The organism is Actinokineospora spheciospongiae, assembly GCF_003182415.1.
GTDB classification, from domain to species: Bacteria; Actinomycetota; Actinomycetes; order Mycobacteriales; family Pseudonocardiaceae; genus Actinokineospora; species Actinokineospora spheciospongiae.
Window position 1 is genome coordinate 1 of sequence record NZ_QHCP01000010.1, and the last position, 13,016, is coordinate 13,016.

At 73.3% G+C, this 13,016-nt stretch carries 12 protein-coding genes; 6 read left to right on the top strand and 6 right to left on the bottom strand.

Annotated features, from left to right (window positions below):
- Nucleotides 1-524 precede the first annotated feature (524 nt).
- Nucleotides 525-812: a hypothetical protein gene (locus DFQ13_RS23640; RefSeq protein WP_035279700.1), complete on the top strand. Its 288-nt coding sequence runs from the start codon at nucleotides 525-527 to the stop codon at nucleotides 810-812.
- A gap of 26 nt (nucleotides 813-838) precedes the next feature.
- Here DFQ13_RS23640 and DFQ13_RS23645 read toward each other — a convergent pair whose 3' ends face one another.
- The gene (locus DFQ13_RS23645) at nucleotides 839-1,639 is read right to left on the bottom strand and encodes a hypothetical protein (RefSeq protein ID WP_233438548.1); all 801 of its coding nucleotides are present in this window, start codon (nucleotides 1,637-1,639) and stop codon (nucleotides 839-841) included.
- Nucleotides 1,640-1,831: 192 nt separating this feature from the next.
- On the opposite strand from DFQ13_RS23645, the gene DFQ13_RS23650 reads away from it, so the two are divergent.
- Both DFQ13_RS23650 and DFQ13_RS23655 read left to right on the top strand, forming a co-directional pair.
- Entirely contained in the window at nucleotides 1,832-2,566 is a 735-nt protein-coding gene (locus DFQ13_RS23650; protein WP_110081396.1) for a response regulator transcription factor, read from the top strand.
- The gene (locus DFQ13_RS23655; RefSeq protein ID WP_110081397.1) at nucleotides 2,544-3,995 is read left to right on the top strand and encodes a sensor histidine kinase; all 1,452 of its coding nucleotides are present in this window, start codon (nucleotides 2,544-2,546) and stop codon (nucleotides 3,993-3,995) included. Before DFQ13_RS23650 ends, DFQ13_RS23655 begins: the two co-directional genes overlap by 23 nt.
- 888 nt (nucleotides 3,996-4,883) lie before the next feature.
- On the opposite strand, the gene DFQ13_RS23660 is transcribed toward DFQ13_RS23655, so the two are convergent.
- Nucleotides 4,884-5,660 (bottom strand): MerR family transcriptional regulator, encoded by a 777-nt coding sequence (locus tag DFQ13_RS23660; protein WP_110081398.1) that lies wholly within the window; start codon nucleotides 5,658-5,660, stop codon nucleotides 4,884-4,886.
- 17 nt (nucleotides 5,661-5,677) lie between these two features.
- Nucleotides 5,678-5,893, bottom strand: a complete 216-nt coding sequence (locus DFQ13_RS23665) for a hypothetical protein (protein WP_110081399.1) — start codon at nucleotides 5,891-5,893, stop codon at nucleotides 5,678-5,680.
- Between the two features lie 735 nt (nucleotides 5,894-6,628).
- Here DFQ13_RS23665 and DFQ13_RS23670 point away from each other — a divergent pair.
- A complete protein-coding gene (locus DFQ13_RS23670) occupies nucleotides 6,629-7,183 on the top strand; it encodes a hypothetical protein (protein ID WP_146241341.1) in 555 nt (184 codons plus the stop codon).
- Nucleotides 7,184-7,192: 9 nt separating this feature from the next.
- Entirely contained in the window at nucleotides 7,193-7,453 is a 261-nt protein-coding gene (locus tag DFQ13_RS23675) for a hypothetical protein (RefSeq protein WP_110081401.1), read from the top strand.
- 309 nt (nucleotides 7,454-7,762) lie between these two features.
- Here DFQ13_RS23675 and DFQ13_RS23680 read toward each other — a convergent pair whose 3' ends face one another.
- Both DFQ13_RS23680 and DFQ13_RS23685 read right to left on the bottom strand, forming a co-directional pair.
- Complete coding sequence (locus tag DFQ13_RS23680; RefSeq protein WP_110081402.1) at nucleotides 7,763-10,294, bottom strand: phospholipase D-like domain-containing protein; 2,532 nt, start codon at nucleotides 10,292-10,294, stop codon at nucleotides 7,763-7,765.
- Nucleotides 10,291-11,691 carry a hypothetical protein gene (locus DFQ13_RS23685; RefSeq protein WP_146241342.1) on the bottom strand — a complete coding sequence of 467 codons (1,401 nt, stop codon included), beginning with the start codon at nucleotides 11,689-11,691 and terminating at the stop codon, nucleotides 10,291-10,293. Before DFQ13_RS23685 ends, DFQ13_RS23680 begins: the two co-directional genes overlap by 4 nt.
- 256 nt (nucleotides 11,692-11,947) lie before the next feature.
- On the opposite strand from DFQ13_RS23685, the gene DFQ13_RS23690 reads away from it, so the two are divergent.
- Complete coding sequence (locus tag DFQ13_RS23690; protein ID WP_110081404.1) at nucleotides 11,948-12,388, top strand: hypothetical protein; 441 nt, start codon at nucleotides 11,948-11,950, stop codon at nucleotides 12,386-12,388.
- A 60-nt stretch (nucleotides 12,389-12,448) separates the two neighbouring features.
- Here DFQ13_RS23690 and DFQ13_RS23695 read toward each other — a convergent pair whose 3' ends face one another.
- On the bottom strand, nucleotides 12,449-12,931 hold the full coding sequence (locus DFQ13_RS23695; protein WP_110081405.1) for a MarR family winged helix-turn-helix transcriptional regulator: 483 nt from the start codon (nucleotides 12,929-12,931) through the stop codon (nucleotides 12,449-12,451).
- Nucleotides 12,932-13,016 lie beyond the last annotated feature (85 nt).

Sequence of the window (13,016 nt, forward strand, 5' to 3'; positions counted from 1 at the left end):
CATCTCAAAGGAAACCCCTGACAGGGTTTCATGATATTAAGCTCTACTGGCTTAAATCGGCACACTGTTGAGTTCTCAAACAACACACGCACATCCGACTCAACCGACCCCATTCCGGGGCGGCCTCATCCGAGGCTGGTATTGCAGGCTATGTTTTGTCTTGCGCTTCGAGGTCACCCACTCTACCACCGCGAGGTGGGAGCTTGGTTCGTGACCCCCGGTCAGTGCCCGTTCCGGTTGTTTTCCCGGCCCGTGTCGCTCTGACTTGGATAAAGTTACACGACCCCAAAACGGGGGTTCACAGGGGGGTCCCTTAAGCCGTCATCGGCCGTGTTCGCGCTGGTCAGCGCCCACCCCGAGGTCGCGGCGCAGCCCGAGCGGCCACACCGGGCCCGCGACCGCCCCGGCGCGGAGACCCGCCGCCGCATGCCGGTCCCGACATCCGTCCCGACATTCCGTCTCGACACCGAGCCCCCCTCTCGCTATCTTGATAACGGATAGAGACTTGCGATGTCAGGAGTGGGATGGACGCCGGTGATGTGGGTCGACTGCTGTTCGGCAGGCCGAGTCGACTGCGGTTGGCACTGTGGATTCACCAGCACGCGGGGCCGCGGTTCTTCCAGTCGGAACCACCGAAGACGGTGATCGCGCAGAGCGCCTGCGGTGTGGAGCTGACCCGGCTGGTGGACCTGGGCATGTTGACCGAGCACCGCGAGCCCGCGAACCGGCGCGTCTACTACGAGCGCACCCGCAGCCCGCTGTGGTCGATCATCACCGCCGCCTCGAAGGTCGTCGACCCCGTCGACAAGTAGTCGACGGGGTCGAGCGGGCCGGTCGGTCAGTTCCCGGGCGGGGTGCCGCCCCCGTCCGGGAACTGGTCGCCGGTGCCGCCGGTGCCGTCGCGGCGCGGCGGCACGCCCTGCTGCTGACCACCGGGCATCCCGCCGAGGGCTCCGGGACCACCCATGACGTCTCCCTCGGAGACGGACTCCGCGGTGGCGGTGTCGCCGGAGGTGGTGGCCAGGACCATCACCTGGTCGCCGGTCTCCACCGCGGTCTTCACCGTGTCGGCGTCGATCACGTAGGTCTTGGTGAAGCCGTCGGCGCTCTTGGCGGTGATCGAGGTGTCGCTGATCGCGGTGACCTCGCCGGTCTGCATCAGCTTGGTCTCGTAGCCACCGTTGCCGTCCGAGGCGACGAATTCGCCATGCAGCGCGCCCATCAGCCCACCCACCCCGCCCCGGATGACCATGCCGCCAGGACCTCCGCGCATCCCGCCGGGTCCGCCGCGCTGCTCGGCGCCGTCCGCGGTGGCGTTGCCCGCCGCGTAGACGGCGAACCCGCCGCCGACGGCGACCCCCACGGCGACAGCGGTCGCGGCGGCGGTCTTCTTCCACGACCAGCGGGGCGCGGTCCGCTCCGGTGCGGGCGCGCCCCAGGTCATGGACTGTTCCGGCCCGGGTGCGCCCCAGGCCGCCTGCTGCTGGGGTGCGGGTTGCCCCGGCGCGGCCTGCGGCGCCGCGGACTCCTGGCCCACCGGCTGCTGCGCCGCGGGGTCGTGCGCCTCGGGCCGCGGGGCCGTGGGCTGCGCCGCGGGGGCGGGCTGCTCCTGGCCGGGCCTGCCGGTCTGGTCGGACATGGTTCCTCCTGGGTCCACCGCGGGGCCCCGTGCCCCTCGGTGTGGGACCAGGTTCGCCGCCGTCCCTGTGGATGAGCTGTGCACCGCTTCTGCGTCACCTATGTCCGGCTCGTCCGGGGAGCCGTCGCCGCGCACAGCTGATACACAGGGTCGGCACAGTGCGACCCCAACCCGGCGCACCACGATGGGAGCATGTCCGTGAACGCCGTGTCCCGCCCCGACCTCCGCAGGCCCGACGGCCAGCCCGTGCGCGTGCTGGTGGTCGACGACGAACCGACCCTGGCCGAGCTGGTCACGCTGGCGCTGCGCTACGAGGGTTGGGACGTGCGCAGCGCCCTGGACGGGGCCACGGCCGTGCGCACGGCGCGCGAGTTCAAGCCGGACGCGGTGGTCCTGGACGTGATGCTGCCGGACTTCGACGGCATCGAGGTGCTGCGGAGGCTGCGCGCGGAGAGCGACAACCTGCCGGTGCTGTTCCTGACCGCGAAGGACTCGGTGGAGGACCGGATCGCGGGCCTGACCGCGGGCGGCGACGACTACGTCACCAAGCCGTTCAGCGTCGAGGAGGTCGTGCTGCGGTTGCGGGCGCTGATGCGCCGGACCGGGGTGAGCGAGGCGGGCAACGACGCCACCCTGGTCGTGGGTGACCTGACGCTGGACGAGGACACCCGCGAGGTGCACCGGGCGGGTGCGGAGATCACGCTGACCGCCACCGAGTTCGAGCTGCTGCGGTTCCTGATGCGCAACCCGCGCCGGGTGCTGAGCAAGACGCAGATCCTCGACCGGGTGTGGAACTACGACTTCGGCGGTCAGGCGAACATCGTCGAGCTCTACATTTCCTACCTGCGCAAGAAGATCGACGCGGGCCGGGAGCCGATGATCCACACCATGCGGGGAGCGGGCTATGCCCTCAAGCCCGCTGGGTGAGCGGCCCCTGTCCCTGCGCACCCGGCTCATCGCCGAGCAGCTCGTGCTGCTGGCGCTGGTGTGCCTGGTGATCGGGGTGGTCACCGTCGTGGGGTTGCGGGCGTTCCTGGTGGGGCAGCTCGACGACCAGTTGCGGCAGGCGAGCGGCCGGGCCACCGAGTTCTCCGGCCGGATGCCGCCGGGGATGCGCCCGCCGCCGAGCAACGCGCCGGGCCGGGGGCCGGGCACGATCAGCGCGCTGATCGTGGGCGGTGCGGTCGACGACGCGAAGCGGCAGACCAACACCCTGGTCCAGGAGCCGCTGTCCGGCTCGGCGATGGACGTGCTGGCGGCGCTGCCCGCCGACGGGGTCACCCGGGACCGGGAGCTGGACGGGGTGGGCAACTACCGGCTCATCGCGGTCCGCACGGTCTACGGCGACGTCGTGGTGACCGGGCTGCCGCTGGCCGGGGTCGAGGACACGCTGCTGACCACGGGCCTGGTGCTCGGCGGGGTCGCGCTGATCGGGTTGACCATCGCGGGGGTGGCCGGGGCGCTGATCGTGCGCCGGACCCTGGAACCGCTCGACCGGATGGCGGCGACCGCGCAGCGGGTGTCCGAGTTGGAGCTGGACCGGGGTGAGGTGGCGCTGTCGGTGCGGGTGCCCGCGGTGGACTCCGACGAGCGGACCGAGGTCGGGCAGGTGGGGTCCGCGCTGAACCGGATGCTCGGGCACATCGGCCGCGCGCTGACCGCCCGGCAGGCCAGCGAGACCCGGGTGCGGCAGTTCGTGGCCGACGCCAGCCACGAGCTGCGCACGCCGCTGGCCGCGATCAGCGGGTACACCGAGCTGGCGAGCAGGCGCACCGGGGAACTGCCGCCGGACGTGGCGCACGCGCTGTCGCGGGTGGGGTCGGAGGCGCGGCGGATGACAGCCCTGGTGGAGGACCTGCTGCTGCTGGCCCGGCTGGACTCCGGGCGTCCACTGCTGCACGAGACGGTCGACCTGTCAATGCTGGTGATCGACACCGTCGGCGACGCCCGGGTGGCAGGCCCGGAGCACCACTGGCGGCTCGACCTGCCGGGCGAACCGGTGCTGGCGGTCGGCGACCAGGCCAGGCTGCACCAGGTCCTGGCGAACCTGCTGGCCAACGGCCGCACGCACACCCCACCGGGCACCACGATCACCGTGGCCCTGACCCGCTCGGGCCCGGAGGCGGTGCTCACGGTGGCCGACGACGGCCCCGGCATCGCCCCGGACCTGCTGCCGGAGGTGTTCGAGCGCTTCGCCCGAGGCGACAGCTCCCGCAACCGCGCGGCGGGCAGCAGCACCGGCCTCGGCCTGGCGATCGTGGCAGCGGTGGTGCAGGCCCACGACGGTTCGGTCGACGTGGCGAGCGTGCCGGGCGAGACCCGCTTCACGGTGCGACTGCCCGCAGCAGAAGCCTGACCGACGGGCGAGCCGGGCCTCACCGAGCGGATGCCGGCAGCCGAAGCCAACCGAGCACGCCGGACAAACCCGCCTCACGGTGCGGCTGCCCGCAGCGCGGGCCGGACCAGGCCCTGTCCTCAAAGCCAGCCCCCACGAACCGCCGGCCCGGCCAAGCAGACGCCCGGTGGGTGGATGTGCTTGCCCAGCCGACCACCCCGAAAACCGCCAGCCCGGCGAGCGAATGCCCGGGTGGGTGGAGGTCCTTAACGCAGGCCGGCCACCCCGAAAACCGCCGGCCCGGCGAGCCAACTGCCCGGGTGGGTGGAGGCGCTTGGCCAGCCACCCAACCACCCCGCCAACCGCCGGCCCGGCGAGCCAACTGCCCGGGTGGGTGGAGGCGCTTGGCCAGCCACCCAACCACCCCGCCAACCGCCGGCTGGCCACCAGCCACCGCGAACCCCACCAGCGCAGCGGCCTAACCAGCCACCCCCGAAACCGGCGGCCCGGCGGCCCGACTGCCCGGGTGGGTGGATGTGTTTGGCCGGGGGTGGCGATCATGTGACAGCCTGCCTGGGCGGTGGGGCATCTTTTCAGCCCCACCTGACGCACTGGAGCACATGATCGCCATAGGGGCCCGGCCAAACACATCCACCCAGCCGGGCACCACCCACCAAAACCCCGCAGCTTGAAGACACGGCCCAGCGGAGGCGGATGGGTTGCCAGCAGCCGAAGCCCAACCGGGCACGCCGGGCAAGACCCGTCTCACGATGCGGCTACCCGCAGCGCAGACCGGACCGGCGGGCGAGACCTGTTCCACCCTGCGGGTGCCCGCAGGGAAGGCCTGGCAGGCGGGCCTGCCTCACCATGCGGCTGCCTGCGGCGCGGGACTGGCCGGTGGGGCGCAGGTCAGGTCGGGGTGGCCGCGCGGTCGGCGTTGGCGGTGATCGTGTCGTGGACGTACCGCGACAGGCCGGGGGCCATGTCGTCGTAGTTGCGGCCGATGCGCTCGTTGGCCAGGTAGGCGGCGGCGAGGCGGCGGTGCGTGTCGTGGTCGCAGTCGTGGAACCACCGGTGCAGGTGCAGGCGCTGCTCCTCGGCGAGGTCCATGGCGGTCGGGGAGGTGGCCGGGACACCCGCGCGCATGGCGTCGAGCAGGCGCTGGTGGATGCCGGACTGCTCGGCGCGGATGGCGAGCCAGTCCCGCGCGGTGTGGGCCGAGGCGCGCCGCTGCCGCTGCCGCCAATGCTCGGTGCCGCCCCAGCGCTGCTCGGCGCGGTCTGCGTTGTCCTCCAGCCGGGTGCTGCCGAACACCTCCAGCCGCTCCTGCGGGGTGAGGGTCAGCCCCAGCTTGCGTGCGGCCAACTCCCGGTCGATGACCGCGGTCATGGCCTGGTGGCGGGCGATCCGTTCGCCGAACAGCTCGCGTTGGGCGCGCAGCCGGTCTTCGTCGCTGACCCCGGGTTCGGCCGGCACCGCGCCGATCGTGCCGAGGTCGAAGTCCAGTTCCCGGTAGAACAGGATGCGCTGCAACCGCCGCAGGTCGTCGGCGGAGTAGAGCCGGTAGCCCGCCGCGCTGCGGTCGCTCGGTTCCAGCAGCCCGATCTCGTCGTAGTGGTGCAGGGTCCGCACGGACACCCCGGTGAGTTCCGCGACCGCGCCGACGGTGTGCTCCTCGATCTCCATGCCGCCACTGTGGAGCCTCACGTGGCGTGGGGGTCAAGAGGGGACCGGGAGCGCTCGCCGCGGTCGAGGATGCCCGCGATGGGCAGCGGCAGGTACCCGACCGAGTGCGGGAGGGGGTACTCGTCGAGCAGGCCGGTGTGGACGTTCCAGCGGACGAGGCGGGGCGGGTACTGGGCCGGGAACACGAGGGTGGACGCGCTTTCCCAGACCGGGCCGCCCGGGCCGAGCCGCACGTCGTCGGGGAGGCGGTGCCGGGTCGGGGCGGTCGCCGCGGGGTCGTGGACCGCGATCGTGTTCGGGTTGTTCCTGAGGGTGTAGACGACCCCGCCGGGGCCAACCGGTGCGGGGCCTCGACCACGAGCGGGACCTGTGCGCCGCCCGGGGTGTGGAGGGTGTACCGCCCTGGGCTGCCGGACGAGCGGGTGCCGGAGAGCGGGTCGACCACCCAGGTGCCGGGGCCGAGGGGTTCGGGGTCGTGCCCGGGGAGCCAGCGGTGGGTGGTCGCGTCGTGGAAGGTGCCCTCGGTGAAGTACAGGGCTCCGCCGTGGACGGCCAGTGGCCGACGGGTGAGGCCGTCCGCGCGAGGCAGGCTGGCCACCTCCCCCGTGTCGAGGTCGAGCAGGTGCGGCTGGTCCCAGCTTCGCCTGCCCGTGTGCGACTGGACCCCGCCGAGGAGCCTGCCGTCAGCGCTGCGCACCGGGGCGAACCCGAGGTCGACCGGCAGCCGCGCGACCTCACCGTCCCAGCGGACCAGCCAGGCGACCTCGCCTGCGCTGACCACGACACCGTCCCGGGTCTCCAGCGCGTGGTGCACGTGCTGCTCCGGCACCCGCCCCAGCACCACGGGTTCCTCTCCGCGCCACACGAGGACGTCGCGGGACGCGGTCACCACCCCGACTCGCGGTGGGTTGCCCGGAGGCAGCTCCACACCCTGGTCACCACCGAGCGGGTGGGCGACCGCGACGGACGTGCCCCCCACGCCACCGCTGCCCAACCCCTCGGGCGTCACCCTGGACGTGCGTGCGCGGGGCCCCGGCTTGGGCATGACCGCGCGCGAGGTCGTCGGGAGCGGCCGGGGAAGCGGCCGGATGCCGTCCGCGTCGTGGCGGATGAGCCTGTCGGAGACGGCGTGGGCCACCACCTCGGGGATCAGCCCCTCCTCGACCAGGAGGCGTTCGGCGAGGTCATCGACGGGCGCGGGGTTCCCCCAGGCGGCGATGGAGGTGACTTCGGCCGCCAGCCGGGTCAGCCGAGCGCGGACGTTGCTCTCCCGCAGACGCTTCGCCTGCTCTTCCGGCAGTTCCAGCCGGTCCACGGCCATCGGCGGCCGCGTGACCAACCGGTGCCCCTCCCCCTCCGGCGCCAACACCCCGGCGGCGACGAGCACCGGCACCACGTCGCGCCGGGTCACCGGCACGGGGACCCCGAGCTGCGCGCACACCGACGCGGGCACCGGGTCTCCGGGCAGCGGTTCGTCGTACCAGGACTGCGGGTGCCGCATCCCGTACCCCGTCGCGAAGTAGGCGACGTCCATGGCCTGGTACCCGAGCACCTGCCCCCACGCGGCGTCCTCGGCACCCTCCGCCGCGGTGGTCCGCTGCACCCACCGGTGCCCGGCGGACGCCTCCACCGGCCAGAACTGCACCAGCCAGACCTTCCCCTGCACCCCTTCCTCGGCCGCGCGCCGGGCCACGCGCGCCTCGAACAACCCGTTCCTCCCCAGGTCGAGTTCATCCCCGGGCACGCCGCCGGTCAGCCTCCCCAGCCCCACCGAGCCGGTGCGGCTGCGGTAGGGGGTCACCAGGACGTCCTCCCACTCCCCCGGCTCCAGCGCGGGCTCACGGTCGTGCGCCTCCAGCCGCACCGCCTGGTACGGATCACCGGTCGTGCCGTGCAACCACCCGTCCCCGGCCGTCGCCAACCCACCGCTCAGCGCCGAGGTCTCCAGCTCCCCCAGCAGCCCACCCGCCTCCGGCAGCCTGTCCCGGCCTTCCCCGTCCCGGACGACCAGCGTCCCGTACTCCGGCAGGTACTCGTCATCCTCGATCATCCCCAGAATCCCCACGCCCGCGACGATAGCGGCGCCCACCGACAGTTCCGGTTCAGGCGGTCTTGAGCGCCAGGACCAGGAGGCCGATGTCCGCGCCGGTGTCAGCGGCGAGCTCCGCCGTGGGCGGCGCCACGGGTTCGAGCGGGTATTGCCTGCTGGTGGCGGGAAGCCCGTCGGAGGACCCGAGCAGGACCCGGGGGCTGGACACCGGGCTGAGCGTGTAGTGGCGCCACTTCTTGAACGTCGACTCCGCGAGGGCTAGCTGGTTCCCCGACCACAGCACCACGACCGCCCTGGTCGCGGTGCGGACCAGGACCGAGCACGGGGCCTGCGAGATCGTGGCCACCTTCGCCGCTGTGAGGCGGGGATTGCCGAACTCGCCGTCGAGCACCCAGGTGTCGGACTCGAGCCGGGCGTCGAAACCCGCCTTCGCGAGGTTTTCGCGGACGACGGCCCTCGGGTCGTCCACGGCCTCGGTGGTGAAGGAGATGAGTTCTTCCACCTCGGAGTACACCGCTGCGATTCCCTGGTGGTGCAACGGGATTCGCAGGTACTCGTCGACGTGGCGCGGCTCCGCGTGGGGGATGACATCGCGCGCGCGTTCCCAAACGCGGGTGCCGAGCCGGTCGGCGCCGCTCGTTCCGCGCAGGCTGGTTCCCCGGAGCAGGACCGCGACACCCACCGCCGTGAGCGCCATCGCCATGTCGAGCGCCATGGCGGGCAGTTCGCGCTGCTCCTGCTCCGAGGGGATGACCGCGGTGACGACGTCGGCGAAGTCCGCCCGCCAGGCGTCGGAGCCCTTCCAGACGCCCGCGGCGAGGAGGGTGAGGTAGACCTTGACCGCGGCGGCCCTGGTCGCGGCGGGGCCCTCCGCGTCGCGGACGCGGGCGGCGAGCTTCGCCGCGTCCTTGCGCATCCTGGCGTGCACGCGCTCGACGTCCGGTTCGCCGTCGGGTTCGTCGAGCGCGGCGGTCACCACGACCTCGTCCTCCTCGCCTTCGGGCTCCTCCTCCCAGGAGTGGTCCGCGACGGGGGCCGGGCCGGGCAGCAGCCCCGGGTACACCCAGGCCGCGAACGACGCGCCGAGCATCGTCTCGGTGCGCAGCGCCCAGGAGCCGTGGGGGTCGGTCCGGGCCGCACCCATCCGCGCGGGGTCGGCGTGCGGCTGGTCCGCGAAGGCGATGTGCAGTTCCTCGATGTCCCGGACGAGTTGCTGGAACAGCGAGGCGTCGAGGAAGACCTTCTCCGGGTCGTGGTCGCGGGCGGCCCGCGGCGCGGAGTCGTCGCGGGGCTCGCACCGGGCGGTGTCGGTCAGGTTCACCACGCTCGACACGGTCGGGTCGGTGATGTCGCCCGCCCGGGCGCGCACCGAGGAACCCGCGGGGAAGGTGGTGGGGAAGTCGGTCGCGGTCAACGGCGCCCGCGGCTCGGGGACGACCTCGTGGACGGCCGCCCAGGTGCCGGGCTGCCCGCTCTCGGACATCTCGATCACCACGCGCCCGCCGACCTGGCTGCTCAGCTCCACGGACGCGACCCCGGTCCGCAGGCGGGCACCAACGACGACCAGCGCGGGCGACGACGGGCCGGTGCGCTGGTCGGGGATCGTGGACACCCCGCTGACCTCGACCACGGGGACCGTCTCCACGGCCTTCGGGACGAGGGAGTCGGTGATGGGGCAGACGGCGACCAACTCGCAGTTCCCACCCGCCTCGGTCGAGGTGAGCATCGCCGCCGCGCTCGGGTTCGCGCTGCCGACCACCGCCCGCCGGGCGCCGTCGACGACCCACTCCACCAGCTTGCCGTGGCGCATGCGGGTCTCGTCCAGCACCGCCACCACGGCGCCGGGGACCGCCGCGCCCAGCGTGGTCCCGTCGTACTGGGACATCGTGGGCTGGAGCGCGAGCGTGGTCGCCGCGGGCCGGGTACGGGCGACGATGGCGCGCACCGCGGCGGAAGCCGCGTCGAAGAAGGGCGCGGACACGGCCAGGGCGTCCACCGGCCCCACCGGCAGCAGGCGCAGCAGCGGCGCCCGCAGGTTGCCCGCGATCCGCAGGTCCGGGTGCGTCCCGTCCGGCCGGTCCGGGGTCACCGCGTCGGCGACCGAGCGGACGGTGTCAGCGATCCACGACGGCATGAGCACCACCCGGGGCAGGTCCTCGAGCCAGGCGCCCAGGTCGGCCAGGGCGACCGGGCCGCGGCCGCGCTCGGCGCGCAGCACCAGCCACAGCTCGTCGTTGTGCCCCCAGCCCGCCAGCGTCGGGTTCCCCGACCCCAGTGCCACCCGGACCTGCTCGTCGCCCACCAGCACGACGAGCTTGGGGTGGAACGCCTTGGCGCAGCGGGCGTGGCCGTGCTGATAGCCGGAGCCCGCGTGGCGGACGTCGACCGGGTCGTGCACGGCCTGCCCCGGGTCGGTGAGGACGGTGACGCGGGCGCCGAGGCCGCGGCTGAGCGAGACCAGGTGCCGCTCCAGGAAGACCAGGTCGGCGGTGTAGCCGGTGACCAGCACCTCGCGCAGCGGACCGGCGCCGGTGTCGGTGTTCCACTCCCGCAGCAGCGACAGCGGCGACTGGAAGGTGATCATCGCGGCAGCCCCAGCACCCGGCGTCCGGTCTCGGTGACCGACCAGCCGCGGGCGAGGACGCCGGACTGCTCGGCGAGCGCCGTCAACTGCTCCACCCGCAGGCCCACGTTGGCCGACCCCTCCACCTGTTCGGCGAAGTAGCGGCCATTGCGCTCGTGCAGCTTGGAGAACAGGGTCATGTGCCCGTCCGCGTGCAGCCTGAGCTTGCGCATCGCCACCCGCCGCGACTGGGCCGGCATGTCGTCGACCAGGGTCCGCGCGAACGCCTCGGGCCGCTGTGCGGCGTGGTCGTCCCGGCGCCGCAGCACCCAGTCGGGGGTGAGGAAGGGGTTGCCGCCCCGGCCGCGGAACATCCGCTCGGCACGGCCGGTCAGCTCGGTCGACCTGGCCGCGCCCACCAGCAGCCTGCGGATGTCATCGCCCACGGTCGGGCGGGCACCGCCGAGGTCATCCTCCGCTGGACGCGGGTCGCCCGCGCTGTCGAGCGTCGCGGGCAGGTCCGCCACCAGGGCGTCCAGGGAGCGGGCGGTGCCACCCAGCTCCGCGGCGATCCAGTCGTGCAGGTCCTGGCGGGTGGCGGTGCCCCCGGCCGAGCGGACCCGCTCGACGAGGGCGGCCCAGAGCCGCCGCCACGCGCCGACGGAGTAGTGGCGCAGCAGGACACCGCGCCAGTCGAGCGCACTGGGGCACGCTGCGAGGAGCGGGTCGGTGGTGGCGGCCCGCCCGAAGGCCACGGTGTCGACCATCGACCGGACGGGCGTGGCGCGGGGGTTGAGCTGGATCGACCGGGCCAGCACCCGCAGCGATTCCCGGCGCGCGCGATCCGGCCCGGTCGGCTCGTCCGGACCCGCGGCGCACAGGATGTCGCGGAACGGCACCCGCTCGGGGGCGGTCGCCGTGTACACCAACTCGGGCCCCGAGTCGTCGAGGGTGACCGGCCGGTGCGCGGCGGTGTCGAACAGGGGCCGGAACAGGGCCGACACGCCCGGCGGGCACGGGTGCCTGCCCGTGCGCAGCGCGCCACCGGTCACGGAGGCGAGCCCGAGGGTGGCGGTGGAACCGTTGTACTGCTCCCAGAACCCCCACCTGCGGGGCGAGTACGACTCGTCGAGGTCACGGGGGTCACCCGCGGCGATCCTCGCCCTGATGGAGTCCGCCGCGTGCGGGTAGTCCGGCACGTCCGGCCGTTCGCCGTCCGCGTGTTGCAGGAACGCCAACGCCAGCGCGACCTCGCTGCGGCGCAGGACCCGCCGGAAGCCCTCGCTGTCCAGGGAGCGCTCCTCGGCGTAGGCGCCGAGCGCCCAGTACATCGAGAACCACCGCACGAGCCTGGTCAGCGTGGACACCCCGGGGACCAACACCCCCACGGCCGAGACCACGGCCCCCTCGACCGACAACGGGTACCGGCCACCCCTGACCTCGAGCCCGTTCTCACACCACTGCGGCCCATCGACCTGCGTCACTCGCACCGTCAAGATCACCCCCACCGCAGCATCGCACGAGAGGCCCACGCCGTTGGCCGGATCTGTGCCACGCAGGTCGAGCGCGGCCCCGGACGACCATCCACCGGGTACGAGGTGGTTGTCCGCCAAGACGAGGACTGGTGGCGGCCCGCTCGGGCGCGGTGGTGGCCGGGCAGGCTAGTTTGCTCGGGTGAGCCTCCTCGATGATGTGGCCGAGCGCGACGGCTGGCGCTGCTGGGTGTGCGACGAGCCAGTGGACCCCGACATGTCGGTGAACGACCCGCGGGGACCCAGCGTCGACAGCCGGACCGCCGATCGGAAGGCCAAGGTCGCCGAGCGGCTCGCGCACCGCGGGTGCAACACCCGCAAGGGCGCGGTGAAGGTGGTCATCGCCTGGCCGGAGCGCCTGCACGTGGCCGAGCCCGCGCCGCTGGTCACCGTCGCCGGGCGGCTGGAGCGCAAGGGGGGCCGCGAGGTGGTCGCCCGCTGCCCGACCGAGCAGGACGCCCGCGAGGCGGCGGAGTGGCTGGCGGACCGGTTCTCCCGACTGGTCCCCGGGCTGCCGGTGACCGCGAACGTCGAGGCGGGCGGCGGGCAGTTCCTCGTCGTCCTGGCCACCGGCCGCCGCTGACCCGGGACCACCGCGGCGAGCCACACCGTCGACCGGACCGCCGGTCGGGGTCCGCGCCGGTCAGTCGGCGAAGCGGGCGAGGTGGGCGGTGACGTCGTCGGCGAAGCGGGCGAGGAGGGCGGTGAGGGTGCGGCGGTCCTGGGGGGTCCAGTCGGCCAGGGCTTCGGTGAACCAGCCGAACAGGACACCGAGGTAGCGGGTGGCGAGGTCCCGGCCCTGCGGTGTCAGTTCGACCAGGCGGGCGCGGGAGTCGTTCGGGTCGGTGACGCGGTGGACGAGGCCGCGGGTCTCCAGGGTGTTGAGCTGGCGGGTGACGTGCGGGCCGACCACCTGCATCCGGGTGGCGATCTCGCCGACGCGCAGGGGTTCGCCCGCGATGTGCAGGACGTTGAGGACCGTCATGGCGGGGCGCTCCAGCGTCACGCCCGCCGCCGCCATGGCGCGCTCGTCGAGCTTGCCGCGGTTGACCGCGGTGCCGATCTGCGAGAGGCGGGGCAGCAGGGCCGCCAGCAGGTCGTCGGCTCCCCCGGTGTCGGTGGTCATCAGCACTCCCCTTACATGCATACCTAACTTAGGTATATGATCGGTGGTATCCCGTTCGTCGTGAGCGACCGCTCACGGCGTGGAT